This window comes from Clostridioides sp. ES-S-0190-01 (assembly GCF_020658275.1).
Lineage (GTDB): Bacteria > Bacillota > Clostridia > Peptostreptococcales > Peptostreptococcaceae > Clostridioides.
This window is the reverse complement of the sequence record NZ_JACVWA010000012.1, coordinates 56,155-71,959: the sequence shown is the minus strand read 5'-3', so window position 1 is coordinate 71,959 and position 15,805 is coordinate 56,155. Positions and strand designations below refer to the sequence as shown.

Annotated in this window: 17 protein-coding genes; 14 read left to right on the top strand and 3 right to left on the bottom strand. The window is 30.7% G+C overall.

The window, feature by feature from the left end:
• Position 1 precedes the first annotated feature (1 nt).
• The 3 genes from IC214_RS01970 (at position 2) to IC214_RS01960 (ending at position 2,133) form a co-directional block, all read left to right on the top strand.
• Positions 2 to 670 (top strand): HEAT repeat domain-containing protein, encoded by a 669-nt coding sequence (locus IC214_RS01970; RefSeq protein ID WP_227433385.1) that lies wholly within the window; start codon positions 2 to 4, stop codon positions 668 to 670.
• 85 nt (positions 671 to 755) lie between these two features.
• The gene (locus IC214_RS01965) at positions 756 to 1,199 is read left to right on the top strand and encodes an NUDIX domain-containing protein (RefSeq protein WP_227433384.1); all 444 of its coding nucleotides are present in this window, start codon (positions 756 to 758) and stop codon (positions 1,197 to 1,199) included.
• Between the two features lie 289 nt (positions 1,200 to 1,488).
• Entirely contained in the window at positions 1,489 to 2,133 is a 645-nt protein-coding gene (locus IC214_RS01960) for a YigZ family protein (RefSeq protein ID WP_227482980.1), read from the top strand.
• Between the two features lie 118 nt (positions 2,134 to 2,251).
• Here the strand turns inward: IC214_RS01960 and IC214_RS01955 are convergent, their stop codons facing one another.
• A complete protein-coding gene (locus tag IC214_RS01955) occupies positions 2,252 to 2,623 on the bottom strand; it encodes a sulfite exporter TauE/SafE family protein (RefSeq protein ID WP_227433382.1) in 372 nt (123 codons plus the stop codon).
• Positions 2,623 to 3,009 (bottom strand): sulfite exporter TauE/SafE family protein, encoded by a 387-nt coding sequence (locus IC214_RS01950; RefSeq protein WP_227433381.1) that lies wholly within the window; start codon positions 3,007 to 3,009, stop codon positions 2,623 to 2,625. The genes IC214_RS01955 and IC214_RS01950 overlap by 1 nt, the downstream gene beginning before the upstream one ends.
• A gap of 177 nt (positions 3,010 to 3,186) precedes the next feature.
• Here IC214_RS01950 and nadE point away from each other — a divergent pair, with 177 nt between their 5' ends.
• From nadE to IC214_RS01900, 10 genes are all read left to right on the top strand, one after another.
• The gene (nadE, locus tag IC214_RS01945; protein ID WP_227433380.1) at positions 3,187 to 3,942 is read left to right on the top strand and encodes an NAD(+) synthase; all 756 of its coding nucleotides are present in this window, start codon (positions 3,187 to 3,189) and stop codon (positions 3,940 to 3,942) included.
• A gap of 82 nt (positions 3,943 to 4,024) precedes the next feature.
• Positions 4,025 to 4,747 (top strand): YebC/PmpR family DNA-binding transcriptional regulator, encoded by a 723-nt coding sequence (locus IC214_RS01940; protein WP_227433379.1) that lies wholly within the window; start codon positions 4,025 to 4,027, stop codon positions 4,745 to 4,747.
• 156 nt (positions 4,748 to 4,903) lie between these two features.
• Positions 4,904 to 5,062: a hypothetical protein gene (locus tag IC214_RS01935; protein ID WP_227433378.1), complete on the top strand. Its 159-nt coding sequence runs from the start codon at positions 4,904 to 4,906 to the stop codon at positions 5,060 to 5,062.
• Between the two features lie 603 nt (positions 5,063 to 5,665).
• Positions 5,666 to 6,460, top strand: coding sequence for an enoyl-CoA hydratase-related protein (locus tag IC214_RS01930; RefSeq protein ID WP_227866161.1), 795 nt, complete (start codon positions 5,666 to 5,668; stop codon positions 6,458 to 6,460).
• A 100-nt stretch (positions 6,461 to 6,560) separates the two neighbouring features.
• Positions 6,561 to 7,901 (top strand): GntP family permease, encoded by a 1,341-nt coding sequence (locus IC214_RS01925; protein ID WP_227433376.1) that lies wholly within the window; start codon positions 6,561 to 6,563, stop codon positions 7,899 to 7,901.
• A gap of 137 nt (positions 7,902 to 8,038) precedes the next feature.
• On the top strand, positions 8,039 to 9,271 hold the full coding sequence (locus IC214_RS01920; protein ID WP_227482977.1) for a CaiB/BaiF CoA transferase family protein: 1,233 nt from the start codon (positions 8,039 to 8,041) through the stop codon (positions 9,269 to 9,271).
• A gap of 18 nt (positions 9,272 to 9,289) precedes the next feature.
• Positions 9,290 to 10,432 carry an acryloyl-CoA reductase gene (acrC, locus tag IC214_RS01915; RefSeq protein ID WP_227433374.1) on the top strand — a complete coding sequence of 381 codons (1,143 nt, stop codon included), beginning with the start codon at positions 9,290 to 9,292 and terminating at the stop codon, positions 10,430 to 10,432.
• Between the two features lie 10 nt (positions 10,433 to 10,442).
• Positions 10,443 to 11,237, top strand: coding sequence for an electron transfer flavoprotein subunit beta/FixA family protein (locus tag IC214_RS01910; RefSeq protein WP_227433373.1), 795 nt, complete (start codon positions 10,443 to 10,445; stop codon positions 11,235 to 11,237).
• Between the two features lie 13 nt (positions 11,238 to 11,250).
• A complete protein-coding gene (locus IC214_RS01905; RefSeq protein ID WP_413926626.1) occupies positions 11,251 to 12,270 on the top strand; it encodes an electron transfer flavoprotein subunit alpha/FixB family protein in 1,020 nt (339 codons plus the stop codon).
• A 98-nt stretch (positions 12,271 to 12,368) separates the two neighbouring features.
• A complete protein-coding gene (locus IC214_RS01900; protein WP_227433371.1) occupies positions 12,369 to 13,745 on the top strand; it encodes a sigma-54 interaction domain-containing protein in 1,377 nt (458 codons plus the stop codon).
• 162 nt (positions 13,746 to 13,907) lie between these two features.
• Here IC214_RS01900 and IC214_RS01895 read toward each other — a convergent pair whose 3' ends face one another.
• Positions 13,908 to 14,252: a hypothetical protein gene (locus IC214_RS01895; protein ID WP_227433370.1), complete on the bottom strand. Its 345-nt coding sequence runs from the start codon at positions 14,250 to 14,252 to the stop codon at positions 13,908 to 13,910.
• Between the two features lie 512 nt (positions 14,253 to 14,764).
• On the opposite strand from IC214_RS01895, the gene IC214_RS01890 reads away from it, so the two are divergent.
• Positions 14,765 to 15,775 (top strand): DUF4116 domain-containing protein, encoded by a 1,011-nt coding sequence (locus IC214_RS01890; protein WP_227433369.1) that lies wholly within the window; start codon positions 14,765 to 14,767, stop codon positions 15,773 to 15,775.
• Positions 15,776 to 15,805: the final 30 nt, after the last annotated feature.

Genomic DNA, 15,805 nt, shown 5'->3' with positions numbered 1-15,805 from the left:
TATGGATATAAATTGGGAAAATATAGATAATCTTGAAGATTATTTTATAACCTATCTTCTTTACAAAGAATCTAAAACAGTATCTCAAATTAGTAAAATTAGAAACATTTCAAATGTTGAAGCAAGTGAGCAACTTATACAAGCAAAGTTGAAGATAAAAGAAATGCAAAAAGATGATTTTGAGGCATCTAAGGACATTTTAGATAAATTTTTAGAATTAGATAAAATTAAGAGACTTGATTTTATGGATAGCTTAGATGACGAAAAAATGGTATACTTTAAGAGAAAGGTTTTCAAAAGAATCCTTGTAGAGAAAAATGCTGAAGATTTGATTGTTTTAATTTGGGCAACAGGTGAGCTAAAAGATGATAGATTTTTGAAGTTACTCCATCAGCTCACAAACCACAGACACTCAGATATTAGAAGAATAACTTATTCAGCAATAAGAAAGATTGAGTCACCAAGTAGTAGAGAAGTCTTACAAAAAGGTCTCTACGATAAAAATGCACAAACTAGACAATATTGTGCAAAAGCTCTTTCAAAATTAGGAGATGAAAACAGTTTAAAGATTTTACAGCAGTTAAAAGATAAGAATAAGAATTTTGAAAAAGAGTACGTGCTTAGAGCTTATGATGAAGCCATTGAAGCATTATTAAATTTGAAAAAGTAATTTTTTATTAAAGCAATTTGTTTACTTAATGATTTATTTATGGAGTTTAACAAGGTAATTAATAAATTAATGGGAGGGGTTTCAAATGATAGTAAGACGTTGTGCAGGTGGAGTAGTGTTTTATGCTAATAAAGTACTTATTGTAAAAAATGATAGAGGTGAATGGACACTTCCAAAAGGAAAGATACTTGGAGGAGGACTTCCATATGAAAGTGCTGTTGAAAGAGTTAAAGTAGAAACTGGCATAGACGCTAAAATGATAGATGTAGCTGGCGATACTATGTATGAATTTTTCTCAAGAAGTAGACAACAAGAAGTTTGCAATGCGATAATGTGGTATGTTATGGAAGCTTGTAATACTGAATGTGTACTTGCTCCTGAATTCCAAGAAGGTGGATTTTACAAGATAAAAGATGCTTTAGAAATGTTGTCACATCATAAAGAGCAAGCTTTAGTTGAAGTATCTTATAAAAAGTTTAAAGAATTAAAGAAATTAGTTTCAGAGGGCGACGATGTTCCAGCAAACTAGTAGTGAATTTATAGAGTTTTGAGGAAGGGATAGACCCTTCCTTTTTTAATTCCAAGTTTTAGAAATGTATACTTTATAGTTTATCTGATTTGTATTTTAATAAATTATATTGATTTATGTATCAATAAATTATATTAAAAATAAAAATTAAAAATCTTGTGATTTTATTATATAATTATCTTATAATGCTAACTAAATGAATACTAAAAATTCTATTTACATTTTAATTGGAGTAATTTTTATAAATAAAGATATATTTTAGCAAATGACAAAAATAGGAGGAGTTATAATGAGTAATTATAGGACATTACACGAATTTGGAACAGATGAAATAACAATTGAAAAATCTGTTTTTATTGGATATGCTAAGCCTATACAAAGTGAAGAAGAAGCAGTAGAATTTATAAATGAAATAAAGAAAAAACACAAAGATGCAAATCATAATGTGTGGGCTTATACAGTTGGACAAAATATGAATATACAAAGGTATAGTGATGATGGAGAGCCACAAGGAACAGCAGGGATACCAACACTAGAAGTCATAAAAAAAGAGGACTTGAGAGATGTAGTAGTAGTTGTCACTAGATATTTTGGTGGTATAAAATTAGGTGCAGGTGGTCTGGTTAGAGCTTATACAAAAGGTGCTAAATTAGGCTTAGAAGCTGGAAAAATAATTAGTAAGGTAATGTACCAAGAAGTTAAAGTTAAGATAGATTATACTCAACTTGGAAAGGTACAAAATGAACTGATGAATTTAGGGTACTTTATAAAAGATACCATATATGAGGATAATGTTGAGATAATAGTATATTCAAAGTTAGAAGATGTGGAAAAACTATCAGAGAAAATGATTGATATAACAAGTGGAACAGGAAAGATAGTTTTAGGAGAAGAATTTTATTTATCTGAACAGGATGGAGAAATTTTACTATAAAAATCTTACTGTAATTTAAGCTAAAAGTAAAAAAGTAGAGTAGCAATATAGAAGATAAAAGCATAAAAATAGAATAGTTATATAGAAAATAAAAGCCATTAATTTATATTAAAATAATTTAATGGCTTTTATCAGACTTTGCACAGAATCCTTTTTTAACTTCAAATAAACCAACTAAAAGTAAAAACACTCCAAATATTTTCTTCAATATATCAGACGATAAATAATTAGCTAATAGTGAGCCAAATATAGCTCCTAACACTCCAAATACAGCTATTGGAATAACTAATTTGAAAATTACGTTTTTATTTTTGATATGTATAGCTAATGCTATCAAAGTCATAGGTATGGAGGAAAGTAAGTTTACACTCTGTGCTATTTTAGTATCTATACCAGCAAGTAAAACGAGAGCAGGAATAAGAATAGTTCCACCGCCCATTCCCATTCCTCCAATAATTCCTGCAAAAAATCCAATTAAAGCAAATAACATTAAAACACCATCCTTAATGCTGCAATTATCATAATCAAGCCAAAAGAAATCCTAAGAAACTTTCCAGTAACTTTATTTAGTAATTTAGCCCCTATAATACCACCAACAATACTTCCTGCCGCAACTTTTATTGTTAAGTTAATGTCGTAAGTTCCTTTAGAAACATATAAAACAGAACTTGCTGTTGTCAAGAAAATGATTATAGAAAGAGCTGTTGCATGAGATTTATGTTCTTCTACCTTCACAATATCATTTAATATTGGGACTAAAAGAGTACCACCTCCAGAGCCAAATACTCCGTTTATAAATCCTGTAAATACTCCAATTATCGTATTTTTTATATTGAAATCAAAATATTTTTTCCTTAAGTTATTAGTATTTTTCATAAAAACCACCTTCTAAAATAGTTTTACCAAAATAGGCAAATTATATTTATATAAAATAATATTAAATATAATCTTTCATTTTTGCTTAAATTTGAATAAAAAAAAACATGTTAAAACAACATATTAATATATGGTATAATATATTCAAACAAAGTAGTAAATTGAGAGGAGATAACAATGTCGAATATAAAAATACAAATAGACAAAACTGTAGAATGGCTTAAAAATAAGGTTAATGAGGCAAATGCAAAAGGATTAATTGTTGGTGTATCTGGAGGAATTGATTCAGCAGTAGTTGCCAATTTAATTAAAAAAGCTTTTCCAGAAAACTCTATGGGAGTTATAATGAGCATAAAAAGTAATCCTCAAGATAGAGAAGATGCACTTAAGGTTATAGAAGGATGTGATATAGAATATCTTGATTTAGACCTTATAGAACCACAAAGTGCTATATTAGACATGGTGGTAGGAAATTTAAAAGAGAAACATTTATATAGAGAAGAATATTTAAAAATGACAGATGCAAATTTAAGAGCAAGAGTAAGAATGAGTACTATTTACACAATTGCTAATAACTTAGGGTATTTAGTTGTTGGTACAGATAATGCTGCAGAAATACACACTGGATACTTTACTAAGTTTGGTGATGGTGGAGTTGACATTTTACCAATTGCAAATTTAACTAAAGCTGAAGTATACGAATGGGCAAAAGAACTTGGTGTTCATGAAGATTTAATAAATAAAGCTCCTTCAGCAGGTCTTTGGGAAGGACAAACAGATGAAAATGAAATGGGAACTACTTACAATATGATAGATGCTGTATTAGAAGGTAGATTAGATGAAGTTCCTCAAAGAGACCAAGAGATAATAGAAAGACTTCATAGAATAAGTGAACACAAGAGAAAAACGCCTGCACAACCTCCTAAGTTCTAATTTACTATTTTCAAGATTTGTGATAAAATTTACAAGTGATAAAAATTAGAATAATTAATTGTACGTATTAAGGAGTGGAAATATGGGACGTATAGGAAATATAATTAATAGAAAAGGTAAACAAGATGCTCAAAGAGCAAAAATATTTACTAAACATGCTAGAGCAATAGCCGTTGCAGCTAAAGAAGGTGGAGCAGACCCAGAATATAATGCAGCATTAAAAACAGCTATAGAAAAAGCTAAGGCAGATAATATGCCAAATGATAATATAGATAGAGCTGTTGCTAAAGGTGCTGGTGCAGGTGCTGGAGAAGACTATGAAACTATAGTTTATGAAGGATATGGACCTGGTGGGGTTGCTGTTATAGTAGAGACTTTAACTGACAATAAAAATAGAACTGCTGGTAATGTAAGATATTACTTTGATAAAAACGGAGGAAACCTAGGAACTACTGGATGTGTGTCTTTTATGTTTGATAACAAAGGACAAATATTAGTTGGTGCAGGAGATGGCGTTTCAGAGGAAGAATTAATGGATGTTGCATTAGAAGCAGGTGCTGAAGATTTTATAACAGAAGAAGATGGTTATGAAATAATAACTACACCAGAAGATTTTTCTAGTGTTCGTGATGAATTAAAAGCAAAAGGGTATGAATTTATATCTGCTGATGTAAAGATGATACCTCAAACTACAACTGTACTAACTGAAGAATCTCATTTAAAAATGATGAATAAATTAGTTGATATGCTTGAAGAAGATGATGATGTTCAAGATATATATCATAACTGGGAAATGGAAGAATAAATATTCTAATATCTTAGAAATGTATACACCTCTGAGCCATGTTTGCATAATAATATGTTAATATGGTTCAGAGGTGTTTTTATGTCTATAAAAATTGTTCTATAAAAATATATCTTATAAAATATTGTAGATATTAAACATCCTATTATAGGAGATATGAGAGTCAATGGAAATCCAGTTAAGTTGATGACAACAAAAGCTCAAATTAATGTACCAGCGCCATCTTTAGGAGAAAATAATGAGGAGATTTATAGAAGTTGGCTTGGCTTTGATAGTGGTAAAATAAATGATTTAAAAGAAAATGGAGTTATCTAATTTTAGAGGAAAAGTATAAATATAATATTCATTATCTTCTAAAAATTGTAAATCAAATCTAAAATTATCAGAAGCATTTAAGATAGGAAAATCTATTTAGACACTAAGTCTTTTTGGATTTTCCTATTTTCGTTAAAAAATTTATACTATTGGAACAGGTACATAGATGTACTAAGCTAAAATATTAACTATTTAAATTAATAGAGAATAAACTATTTATATGTTGAATAAAGGCTTCTTTATTAGAGTTCAAATAAACTTGTGGATATGTTACTTAAACTATTTTAATGAAAATATCAAAAATGAGACCACATTCTCAAAAATGAGACTGTGTTTTTTAAGTATTTTCTCGAAAATGAGACAAAAATATTGTTTTATGGGTTTTATTGGATAAAAATTCTTTCGTGAATTACAATCTAATCAATTCTAAAGTTAAAAACTATTAAAAATTCAGTGAAATTTATGTATATTTTGTTTATTTTATCAAAAAAAACAGTTTTTTAACAAAAATAGAGAAATTAAATATAAGTTGGCGTAGAACTTGCTACTATATATTAACAAGAAAGTGTAGAAAAAATAACAATAAATAATGGGGGGAATATGATGGGATTTGTAATGGACAATTTGAAAAATCTTAAGGTGGAAGTTAAGGATAAAGTCTGTGTTATTACTATAAATAGACCTAAAGCTTTAAATGCTCTTAACAATGACACTCTTAGAGAATTATCTCAAGTTATTGATGCAGTATCAGAAAAGGATGAAATATTAGGAGTTATTATTACTGGAGAAGGTAAAGTTTTTGTAGCTGGAGCTGACATACGTCAGATGCAAAACTATAAAAGTGAAGAAGGCAGAAAATATGCAGGTTATGCCCAAGGGATTTTCGATAAAATTGAAGCTCTTGAGAAAACAGTAATAGCAGCAGTTAATGGATATGCATTAGGTGGTGGATGTGAACTTGCTATGAGCTGTGACATTAGAATTGCATCAGAAAAGGCTATATTTGGGCAACCTGAAGTTAATTTAGGAGTCATTCCATGTTTTGGTGGAACTCAAAGATTATCAAGACTTGTTGGAATTGGGATAGCCAAAGAATTAATTTTTACAGGAAGGCAAGTAGATGCAGAAGAAGCTAAATCTATTGGTCTTATTAATAAAGTGGTTCCAAGTGATTTGCTTTTACAAGAGTCGATGAATATGATGAACCAAATAGTTGAAAAAGCACCAATAGCAATAAGATATGCAAAAGTTGTTATTAATAAGGGGATAGATATGGATTTAAAAAATGCTCTTGAATTAGAGAAAGATATTGCAGGTTTAACTTTTGCTACAAGAGATAAGCAAGAAGGAATGAATGCCTTTATAGAAAAGAGAAAACCGATTTTTGAAAATAAGTAGCTATTATAATTATTGAAACAAATATAGAACATATTTAAAATCTAAATTTCGTGAAAAAATACATATAGTTTTATAGTTTAATTTTAAAAGGAGTTAATTTATGAATACGGGAGTAATTATAAGTTTAGTAGGGATTATCATAGCCCTATCCCTTCTAGTTGTAATGGTTATGAAGGGCGTAAATATTTTTATAATAGCAATTGTATGTTCATTATTAGTTGCTATAACAGGAAATTTAAATGTGTATGATGCACTTAAGGTGGATTATATGACAGGATTTGTTGGATTTCTTCAGGCAAATTTCTTTATTTTCCTAACAGGTACCTTAATGGGAAAAATAATGGAGATTACTGGAGGAGCAAAATCTATTGCTAAGATGATTGTAAGATGGATTGGGAAGGATAAAGCATTACTTTCTATTCCAATAGCTTGTGGAATATTAGCCTATGGGGGAGTAAGCGTTTTTGTTGTAAGTTTTGCTGTGTTTCCGATAGCTTTAGAAATTTTTAAAGAAGCTGATTTGCCACGACGATTTATACCAGCAGCCTTGACTTTTGGATGTTCAACTTTTGCTATGGTTGCACCAGGGGCACCTCAGATTCAGAATATTGTCCCAGCTTCAACATTAGGAACAGATATTATGGCTGGAGCAGTAAATGGATTTATATCATGTGCAGTAATGTTTATAGTTGGAAGCATTATTTTATACAAAATGGTTTCAAAAGAAAAGGCTAATGGTGGGCATTTTATAGCACATGAATCAGATACATTTGATGAAGTAGCAGCAACTAATTCCAAGAGAAAAAATGGTCCTAATGGTCTAATTGCATTAATTCCATTAATAGTATCAATCTTGATAATCAATGTGAAAATTAATGGAAAAGCAATAGTACCAATTGAGGTAGGAGTATTTATTGGAGCTTTATTAGTGTATTTATTGTTAAATAAATATCAAGATAATACCAAAATAGTTGGACATGTTGGTGATGCATGTAAAACTACAGTAGTAGCAATATGTAATACTTGTGCTGTAGTTGCATTTGGCTCAGTTGTAAAATCAGCAGTTGGTTTTGACTTCATAGTTAATGCTATGACTAATATTCCTGGACCTCCTATTGCAGGGGCTGCAGTTGGGACTACAGTTATTGCAGGTATCTGTGGGTCAGCTTCAGGTGGACTTGGAATTGCAGCTCCACTTCTTGGACCAGTATTTTTAGCTAAGGGTGTTTCTGCTGCTGCATTAACTAGAACTATGGCAATTTCGTCAGCAGCATTAGATTCACTTCCACATAATGGATATATCGTTACTGTAACAAATGGTCTATGTAATGAATCACATAAGGATGCTTATATGCCAATATTCTGGGTAACTGTTTTAACCCCGATTATTGGAACTGTAGTAGCAGTTCTTCTGTTTACGATGTTCCCAGGATTACCATAACAGAAAAGATAAAAAGTATAAATTATATTTTGATATTGTAGAATCAATTTTCAAAGTATGTATAATAAATTTTATGTTTTAATAACATAAATACCATATTTAAAATACCAAGTTGACAGTATAAGGAGGAATTGAAAGTGTTAAATAAACCATTAGAAGGAGTTAAGGTCATTGACTTAACATATTTTGTAGCAGGTCCAGGTACTTCTAAAATATTAGCTGACTGGGGTGCTGATGTTATTAAGGTAGAACCAAGCTTTGGAGACCCAGGAAGAAAGACAGGGGCAACAATGACAATGCCAATAGATGATTATAATAATCCTTTTTACAGCACATATAATTCAAATAAAAGAGGCTTGTCTATAAATCTTAAGAGTGAGGCTGGAATTGAAATTATGGATAAGCTTTTAAGTGAAGCAAACGTATTTGTTTCAAGCTATAGAACAGGAGCGCTAAAAAGACTAGGTCTTGACTATGAATCATTAAGTAAAAAGCATCCACATCTTATCTGGGGTCAAATAAATGGTTTTGGTGATTTCGGACCTGCTAAGGATAATGCAGGTTTTGATACAGTTGCTTTTTGGGCAAGAAGTGGAGCTATGCTTGATATTGCAGAGAAGGATACAAGTCCAATAAACCCACCTATAGCCTTTGGAGATGCCACAACTTCTTGCAGTTTATCTGGAGGTATATGTGCAGCTTTATACCAACAAGCTAAGACTGGAAAAGGACAAAAAGTAATGGCATCTTTATTTGGACAAGCAATATGGAATGCATCATCTTTATTAGCATCTACACAGTTTAGTGATGAGTATCCAAAAACTAGAAAAAATGCCATTTCTCCAGTAATAAACTCTTATCGTTGTAAGGATGGAAAGTGGATATTCTTAAGCATTCTAGAGCATGAAAGATATTTTGAGGCACTTTGCAGATTATTTGGAAGAGAAGATTTAATAAAAGAAGAGAAATTTGCATCTTCAGTAGAAAGTAAGAAAAATGCTACAGAACTTATTAATATTTTGGATGGTGAATTTGCAAAATTTACTCAAAATGAGATGGTTGAAAAGCTTACTACTGCGGATATAGCCCATGAGAGAATTCAACATGTTAATGATGTGGTAACTGATGAACAAGCTATTGCTAATAACTATATATATGAACATACAAGTAAAAATGGAAATAAGACAATGCTTGCATCCACTCCAGTTAAGTTTGGGAATATTGAAGTTAACATGACTTGTGATGCTCCACTTATAGGAGAACATTCAGATGAGATATTGAGAGAGCTTGGATACAGTGATTCTGATATAGAAGTTCTAATTGAGTCTGGAATTGTAGCAATGAATAAAGAAACATGTGAAGTACGTTAATGAATAGGAGGAAATTTTATGGATTTTAGATTAACAGAAGCACAACTAATGCTTCAAAGAGTAGCAAAAGAATTTGCAGAGAATGAAATAGCACCAATAGCTGCTGAAACAGATAGAACAGGTATTTTTCCGAGAGAGCTTTTTAGCAAAATGGCTAAAATAGGATTTAATGGTATTGGAACACCTGTAGAGTATGGCGGTTCTGGTGGAGCAGATATAGAAAAGGTAATTGTTGTTACTGAGGTTGCCAAAAAATGTGCAGCATCTGCAGCAATATTATCAATACACACAATATACGCTCAAGCTATTTTGAAATTTGGTACTGAGGAACAAAAGAAAAAATACCTTCCAATGATGGCTGAAGGTGGGTGTGTAGGTGCCTTTGCTTTAACTGAGCCTAATGCTGGTTCAGATGCTGCAAGAGCTGCAACAACTGCAATTATTGATGAAGCAACTGATGAATACGTCTTAAATGGGACTAAGTGTTTTATTTCTGGTGGAGGTCAAGCAGAATCATTAATAATATTTGCATTGACAGAGCCATCAAAGGGAATAAAGGGCATGTCTGCTATCATCGTTGACAAAGGTACGCCAGGTTTTTCAATAGGAAAAATTGAAGAAAAAATGGGTATCCATGGTTCAGAAACTGCAGAGTTAATATTTGATAATTGTAGAGTTCCAAAGTCTAATTTATTAGGAAAAGAAGGGAAAGGCTTTAACATAGCTATGACTTGTCTAGATGGAGCAAGAATTGGAGTTGGAGCTCAAGCTGTAGGAATTGCGGAAGGCGCTTTAGAAGAGAGTATCAAATATTCTAAAGAAAGAGTTCAGTTTGGCAAGCCAATTTCAGCTTTGCAAGGTATTCAATGGTATATAGCAGATATGGCGACTATGGTGGAATCAGCAAAGTTGTTAGTATATTATGCTGCAGACTTGAAAGCTAGAGGGGAAAGACACACTAAAGAAGCTGCTATGGCAAAATACAATGCGTCACGTACTGCAAGAGAGGTTACAAACCTAGCTCTTCAAATCCATGGAGGATATGGATATATGAAGGATTATCCATTAGAGAGAATGTACAGAGATGCCAAGATAACAGAAATTTACGAAGGTACTTCAGAAATACACAAGGTTGTTATTTCAAGAGCAGTACTAGGATAGGAGGAAGAGCATGAATATAGTTGTTTGTTTAAAACAAGTTCCAGATACTAACGAAGTTAAAATAAATAAAGAGACAGGTACTCTAATAAGAGATGGTGTACCAAGTATAATCAATCCAGATGATAGAAATGCTTTAGAAGAAGCTTTAAAAATAAAAGATGAACTAGGAGCAGTGATTAAGGTTGTAAGCATGGGACCCCCTCAAGCTAAAAGTGCTTTAAAAGAAGCTTTGGCAATGGGTGCTGACGAAGCATATTTAATTTCAGATAGAGCTTTTGGTGGTTCAGACACTTGGGCTACATCTACAATTATTGCTGCTGCTATAGAGAAGGTTGGAAAGTATGATGTAATATTCTGTGGAAGACAAGCTATAGATGGAGATACAGCTCAGGTTGGACCAGAGGTTGCAGAATTCTTAGGTGTCCCACAGGTTACATATGCAAAAGAAGTAAAGGTTCAAGATGATAAATTACTAGTAACTCGTTATACAGAGACAGGAGATTATTTAATAGAAGCAAAGATGCCAGTTTTATTAACTGCTATAAAAGAGTTAAATAATCCAAGATATCCAAGTGTCAAAGGAATCTTAGAAGCTTACAATAATGGAGATGCAAAGATTACTGTGTTAACACTTGAAGACTTAGCTGTTGATACAACTCAAATTGGATTAAAGGGTTCGCCTACAAATGTTTACAAGTCTTTTGTACCAGTTAAAGACAAGCATAATGAAATAATCGAAGGTATAAATAAAAAGGAAAAAGCTGAGAAACTAATAGAAATACTATTCGATTTGAAACTAGTATAGGAGTGTTAAGATGATGAGAGCAAAAGTTAATCAAGGTATAAATTTAAATGATTATAATGGTGTTTGGGTAATAGGAGAGCAAAGGGAAGGTAAAATAAATCCTGTTACTATAGAACTTATTGGTGAAGGAAGAAAGCTTGCTGACCAATTAGGAAAAGAGCTTGCAGTTGTAATAGCTGGATATGAAGTAGAGAAAGAAGTAAAGGAGTTACTTCACTATAGTGTTGATAAAGCTTATTATATCAACGACCCTCTTCTTAAAGATTTCACAACTGATGGATATGCAATTTCAATTGCAGGTTTAATTGAAGAGAAAAAGCCAGAGGTTGTACTAGTTGGAGCTACTTCTATAGGAAGAGATATCGCACCTAGAATTGCAGGTAAAGTTGGAACAGGTCTAACTGCTGACTGTACAAAACTTGAAATAGATTCAACAGATAATAAGTTATTACAAACAAGACCAGCCTTTGGTGGAAATTTAATGGCTACTATTGTTTGTCCAAAAAATAGACCACAGATGTCAACAGTTCGACCAGGTGTTATGGCAAAAGCTGTAAGAACTGAATCAGAGACTGGAGTTTTAGAGGTTGTTACTCCAGAACTTAATGAAAAAATGATTAGAACTAGATTAGTAGAAATTCTTCCAAAAGAAAAGAAATCTATAAATCTAACTGATGCTAGAATAATAGTATCAGCAGGAAGAGGATTAAAGAGGGCAGAAGGATTTGAACTAATAAAAGAATTAGCTGATAAATTGGGGGCAGAGATTGGTGCTTCAAGAGCGGCAGTAGATTCAGGGTGGATAGAACATTCTCATCAAGTGGGACAAACAGGAACTACTGTTAGACCAGAGTTATACATTGCGTGCGGGATATCTGGAGCAATACAGCATTTAGCAGGTATGAGTGATTCTAAATATATAGTTGCTATAAATAAAGATTCAAAGGCACCTATTTTCAGTATATGTGACTATGGAATTGTAGGGGATTTATATGAAATTCTACCTGAAATGATAGAATCATTAAATAGGTAACTTCTAGAAAACATTGAATATATAGAATGGTAAGTCTTATAATATTGTATTGTAAGACTTATTATTTTTGCTGAAGGTTATAGTGGAGGGATGAAACAATGAAAGAGCACTGGTATAAGGATATATTTGCAAGAGTATTATCCATGACTGATGATGGTTTTATTGTTGTAAATAAAGATGGAGTAATCATAGATATTAACGATAAATATTGTGACTTCTTAGGGAAAGAAAGAGACGATATAATAGGACACAATATACAAAGTATTATACCAAATACAAAAATGTTAGATATTATGAGAGATAAATATTGTGAAGAAGGAGCTATACACCATTACTCAGGTGGAAAAACAAAAGAAAAAAGTGTAATAGTAAGTAGGTCTTATGTGGAGAATGATAATGGAGAAGTAGTTGCAGGGGTAGCTCAAGTTAAATTTAGATTACAATCCTTTGATGTAGCTAAAAAGTTAATGTCAGAATATATGGAACTCCAATATTATAAAGAACAGTTCAAGGATAAATGTAGTTTTGACAAGCTCATAGGTGAAAATAGAGATTTCATAGAACTTAAGAAGACAGGTATGAAAGCTTCTAAAACGAACTTCTCAGTGCTTTTAACAGGTGAAACAGGTACAGGTAAAGAAGTCTTTGCTAGAGCAATTCACAATAATAGCAGTAGAGCAGACAAGCCTATGGTTAGTATAAACTGTGCTGCAATACCAGAAGAACTATTAGAATCAGAGCTATTTGGGTATGACGAAGGAGCTTTTACAGGAGCAAAAAAAGGAGGCAAAAAAGGTAAATTTTTAGTTGCAAATAATGGCACAATCTTCTTAGATGAAATAGGTGACATGCCTTTGACCATGCAAGCAAAACTTTTAAGAGTTCTTCAGGAAAGTGAAATAGAACCAGTTGGAGGTCTTAAAACTATAAAAATAGATGTAAGAGTAATCTCTGCTACAAGAAAGAATTTAAGTAAAATGGTTGAAGAGGGATTATTTAGAGAAGATTTATACTATAGGTTAAATGTAATAAATATTCATATGATGGAATTAAAGGACAGACAAGATGATATTTTATTGTTAGCAAATTATATACTAAATAAATTAAATGTTGAATATAAGGAATTGAAGGTTTTAAGTGATAAAGTTAAAAATTGTTTTATTAACTATATTTGGCCAGGAAATATAAGAGAACTGCAAAATGTAATAAAAAGTGCTTATGCTGTAAGTGATGATATGGTCATTATGATGTGTGACCTTCCATCTAAAATGGATAATATAAGCAGAGTAGCTCAATGTAATGTGGATAGTAATTGCTCAATTCATGAAATGGTTGAAAATTATGAGAAGAGTTTAATTATTGATGTGTTAAGGAAGTACAATTGGAAATGTTCCAAGGCAGCAGAGGTTATGGGAATACACAAAAGTCTTTTGTATAAGAAAATAAAAAAGTATGAAATTGAATTAAACAATTAAGATGACTTGAATTAAGATTAAGGCACACAAAAAATCACCCTTATACAGTGAACTATACCCACTGTTTTAACTGTATAAAACAGTGGGTATAGTTCAAAATTAGAGTGATTTTTACTTTATTTAATATTTATAAAAAATGTTTTAAAATATTTATCTTATTATTTAATCATAATTTTCCACTTCTTTATCAAGTTCTTTTCCACAAGAATCACATTTATATATAGCATTATATCCGTAATCATATTCATCAACTATTTTCTTTTGTCTAAATACACCACCACAATCACATAAAAAACCGTTTTTTATAAGAGTAACAATAAATTGTGATTTTATAAATTTTATATCATTACATTTATCATTAGTGTAAAAATTATAAATATAAGAGTTGTCACATTCATCTCTCAATTCAAATTTTTCAATATATGTGTTGTTTTTTAACTCCTCAAATTCTTCTTTAGTTAAGTATGACTTTTGTTGCAATTCGTGTAAGCGCTTAATTTGGTCCATAATTTATATCCTCCTAATAATTTTAGTATTTTAAGCTTAGATAAGGACTCTAAGTTTTATTAAATTTATCTCAAGGAATTATTTAAATTATATTTAGTTTTATTTAATTACAACATAAATAAATTAGCTATAAATAAAAACTAATTTTAAAAATAATTTCCTATGAAAATCTAAATTACTAACCCCTTACTAACCCGAAAAACTAAAAAAGAAAATAAAAAATATATCCAATCTAAATGATATATAAATAAAGATGATATATAAATAAAGGTATTTTATATAAATTTAACTTTAAATATCTCAACTGTAATATATAAAAATATATTATAGTTAAAATATACCACATATTTTGGGTATTGTATACTGGAATTAAAGCAATTAATTTATTTTTTAACACACAAATGATTTTATAAAAAAAAACAAGACTGAAAAATTCTTATATTATTTGATAAAATAAAAATGATAGTAAATTTATTGAATTTTATAAAATTTATAAGGAGTGAACTTAAAATATGCAAGAGAATAAAAATGATATATTTGAATCAATAGATAATGATGACTTTGACAATAAAACAGAAGATGAGTATTTAGAAATAGTAAAGCAAAATGGATTAAATTTAATATACATAAAAAATCAAACAGAAAAGATATGTCTGGAGGCTGTTAAACAAAATTGTAATGCAATAAAGTGTGTTGATAATCAAACAGAAAAAATATGTATAGAAGCAGTCAAGCAAGATTGGAGAATGTTAGAATTTGTTGAAGATCCAACAGAAGAAATATGTATGTTAGCACTTAGTCAAGATGGAACAGCATTAAAATATATAGAAAATCAGACAGAAGAATTATGTTTAAGAGCTGTTGAAAAAAATGGTACAGCTTTAGCATTTGTAAAAGAGCAAACAGAAGAAATATGTATAGAAGCAGTTAGAAATAGTGAATTTGGATTAGCAAGGGTAAAAAATCAAACAGATAAAATATGTATGGAAGCAGTTAAACAATGTAGTTATAACCTAAAATGGGTGGAAAATCAGACAGAAGAAATATGTATGGAAGCAGTAAGACAAAATGGGCTTGATTTGAAGTTTGTAAAAAATCAGACAGAAACAATATGTCTAAGAGCTGTAAGACAAAACGGTATGGCTTTAGAATTTGTAAAGGAACAGACTGTTGGAATATGCTTGAAAGCAGTGAGACAATATGGAATGGCTCTAAAATTTGTGAAAGAACAAACAGAAGAAATTTGCACAGAGGCTGTTAAACAAGATAAAAGAGCTCTTAGTTTTGTCAAAGGAGATAAAGAAAAATATAAAGTTTTATGCGATGGCAATGAGCCATTTGCAAAAAGATACGTTAGAAATGTAATAGAAAAAGAAAATAGAGCTTTGATTAAAAAAGGAGAAGAAAATGCAAAAATCAAAATTGCAGGAAAACTTCATGATAGAGGCATGTCTTTTGAAGATATATCAGATATAGTTGAGATTGAAATAAATAAGTTAAAGGTGAGTTTGGGGATTTTTTAATATAAAATAGTTAATTAAATAATAATTGGA

Bases quoted from the DNA above. Each gene is read 5' to 3' on its own strand.
- IC214_RS01970 (WP_227433385.1), top strand. From the start codon at position 2: ATGGATATAAATTGGGAAAATATAGATAATCTTGAAGATTATTTTATA.
- IC214_RS01965 (WP_227433384.1), top strand. From the start codon at position 756: ATGATAGTAAGACGTTGTGCAGGTGGAGTAGTGTTTTATGCTAATAAA.
- IC214_RS01960 (WP_227482980.1), top strand. From the start codon at position 1,489: ATGAGTAATTATAGGACATTACACGAATTTGGAACAGATGAAATAACA.
- IC214_RS01955 (WP_227433382.1), bottom strand. From the start codon at position 2,623: ATGTTATTTGCTTTAATTGGATTTTTTGCAGGAATTATTGGAGGAATG.
- IC214_RS01950 (WP_227433381.1), bottom strand. From the start codon at position 3,009: ATGAAAAATACTAATAACTTAAGGAAAAAATATTTTGATTTCAATATA.
- nadE (WP_227433380.1), top strand. From the start codon at position 3,187: ATGTCGAATATAAAAATACAAATAGACAAAACTGTAGAATGGCTTAAA.
- IC214_RS01940 (WP_227433379.1), top strand. From the start codon at position 4,025: ATGGGACGTATAGGAAATATAATTAATAGAAAAGGTAAACAAGATGCT.
- IC214_RS01935 (WP_227433378.1), top strand. From the start codon at position 4,904: ATGAGAGTCAATGGAAATCCAGTTAAGTTGATGACAACAAAAGCTCAA.
- IC214_RS01930 (WP_227866161.1), top strand. From the start codon at position 5,666: ATGGGATTTGTAATGGACAATTTGAAAAATCTTAAGGTGGAAGTTAAG.
- IC214_RS01925 (WP_227433376.1), top strand. From the start codon at position 6,561: ATGAATACGGGAGTAATTATAAGTTTAGTAGGGATTATCATAGCCCTA.
- acrC (WP_227433374.1), top strand. From the start codon at position 9,290: ATGGATTTTAGATTAACAGAAGCACAACTAATGCTTCAAAGAGTAGCA.
- IC214_RS01910 (WP_227433373.1), top strand. From the start codon at position 10,443: ATGAATATAGTTGTTTGTTTAAAACAAGTTCCAGATACTAACGAAGTT.
- IC214_RS01905 (WP_413926626.1), top strand. From the start codon at position 11,251: ATGAGAGCAAAAGTTAATCAAGGTATAAATTTAAATGATTATAATGGT.
- IC214_RS01900 (WP_227433371.1), top strand. From the start codon at position 12,369: ATGAAAGAGCACTGGTATAAGGATATATTTGCAAGAGTATTATCCATG.
- IC214_RS01895 (WP_227433370.1), bottom strand. From the start codon at position 14,252: ATGGACCAAATTAAGCGCTTACACGAATTGCAACAAAAGTCATACTTA.
- IC214_RS01890 (WP_227433369.1), top strand. From the start codon at position 14,765: ATGCAAGAGAATAAAAATGATATATTTGAATCAATAGATAATGATGAC.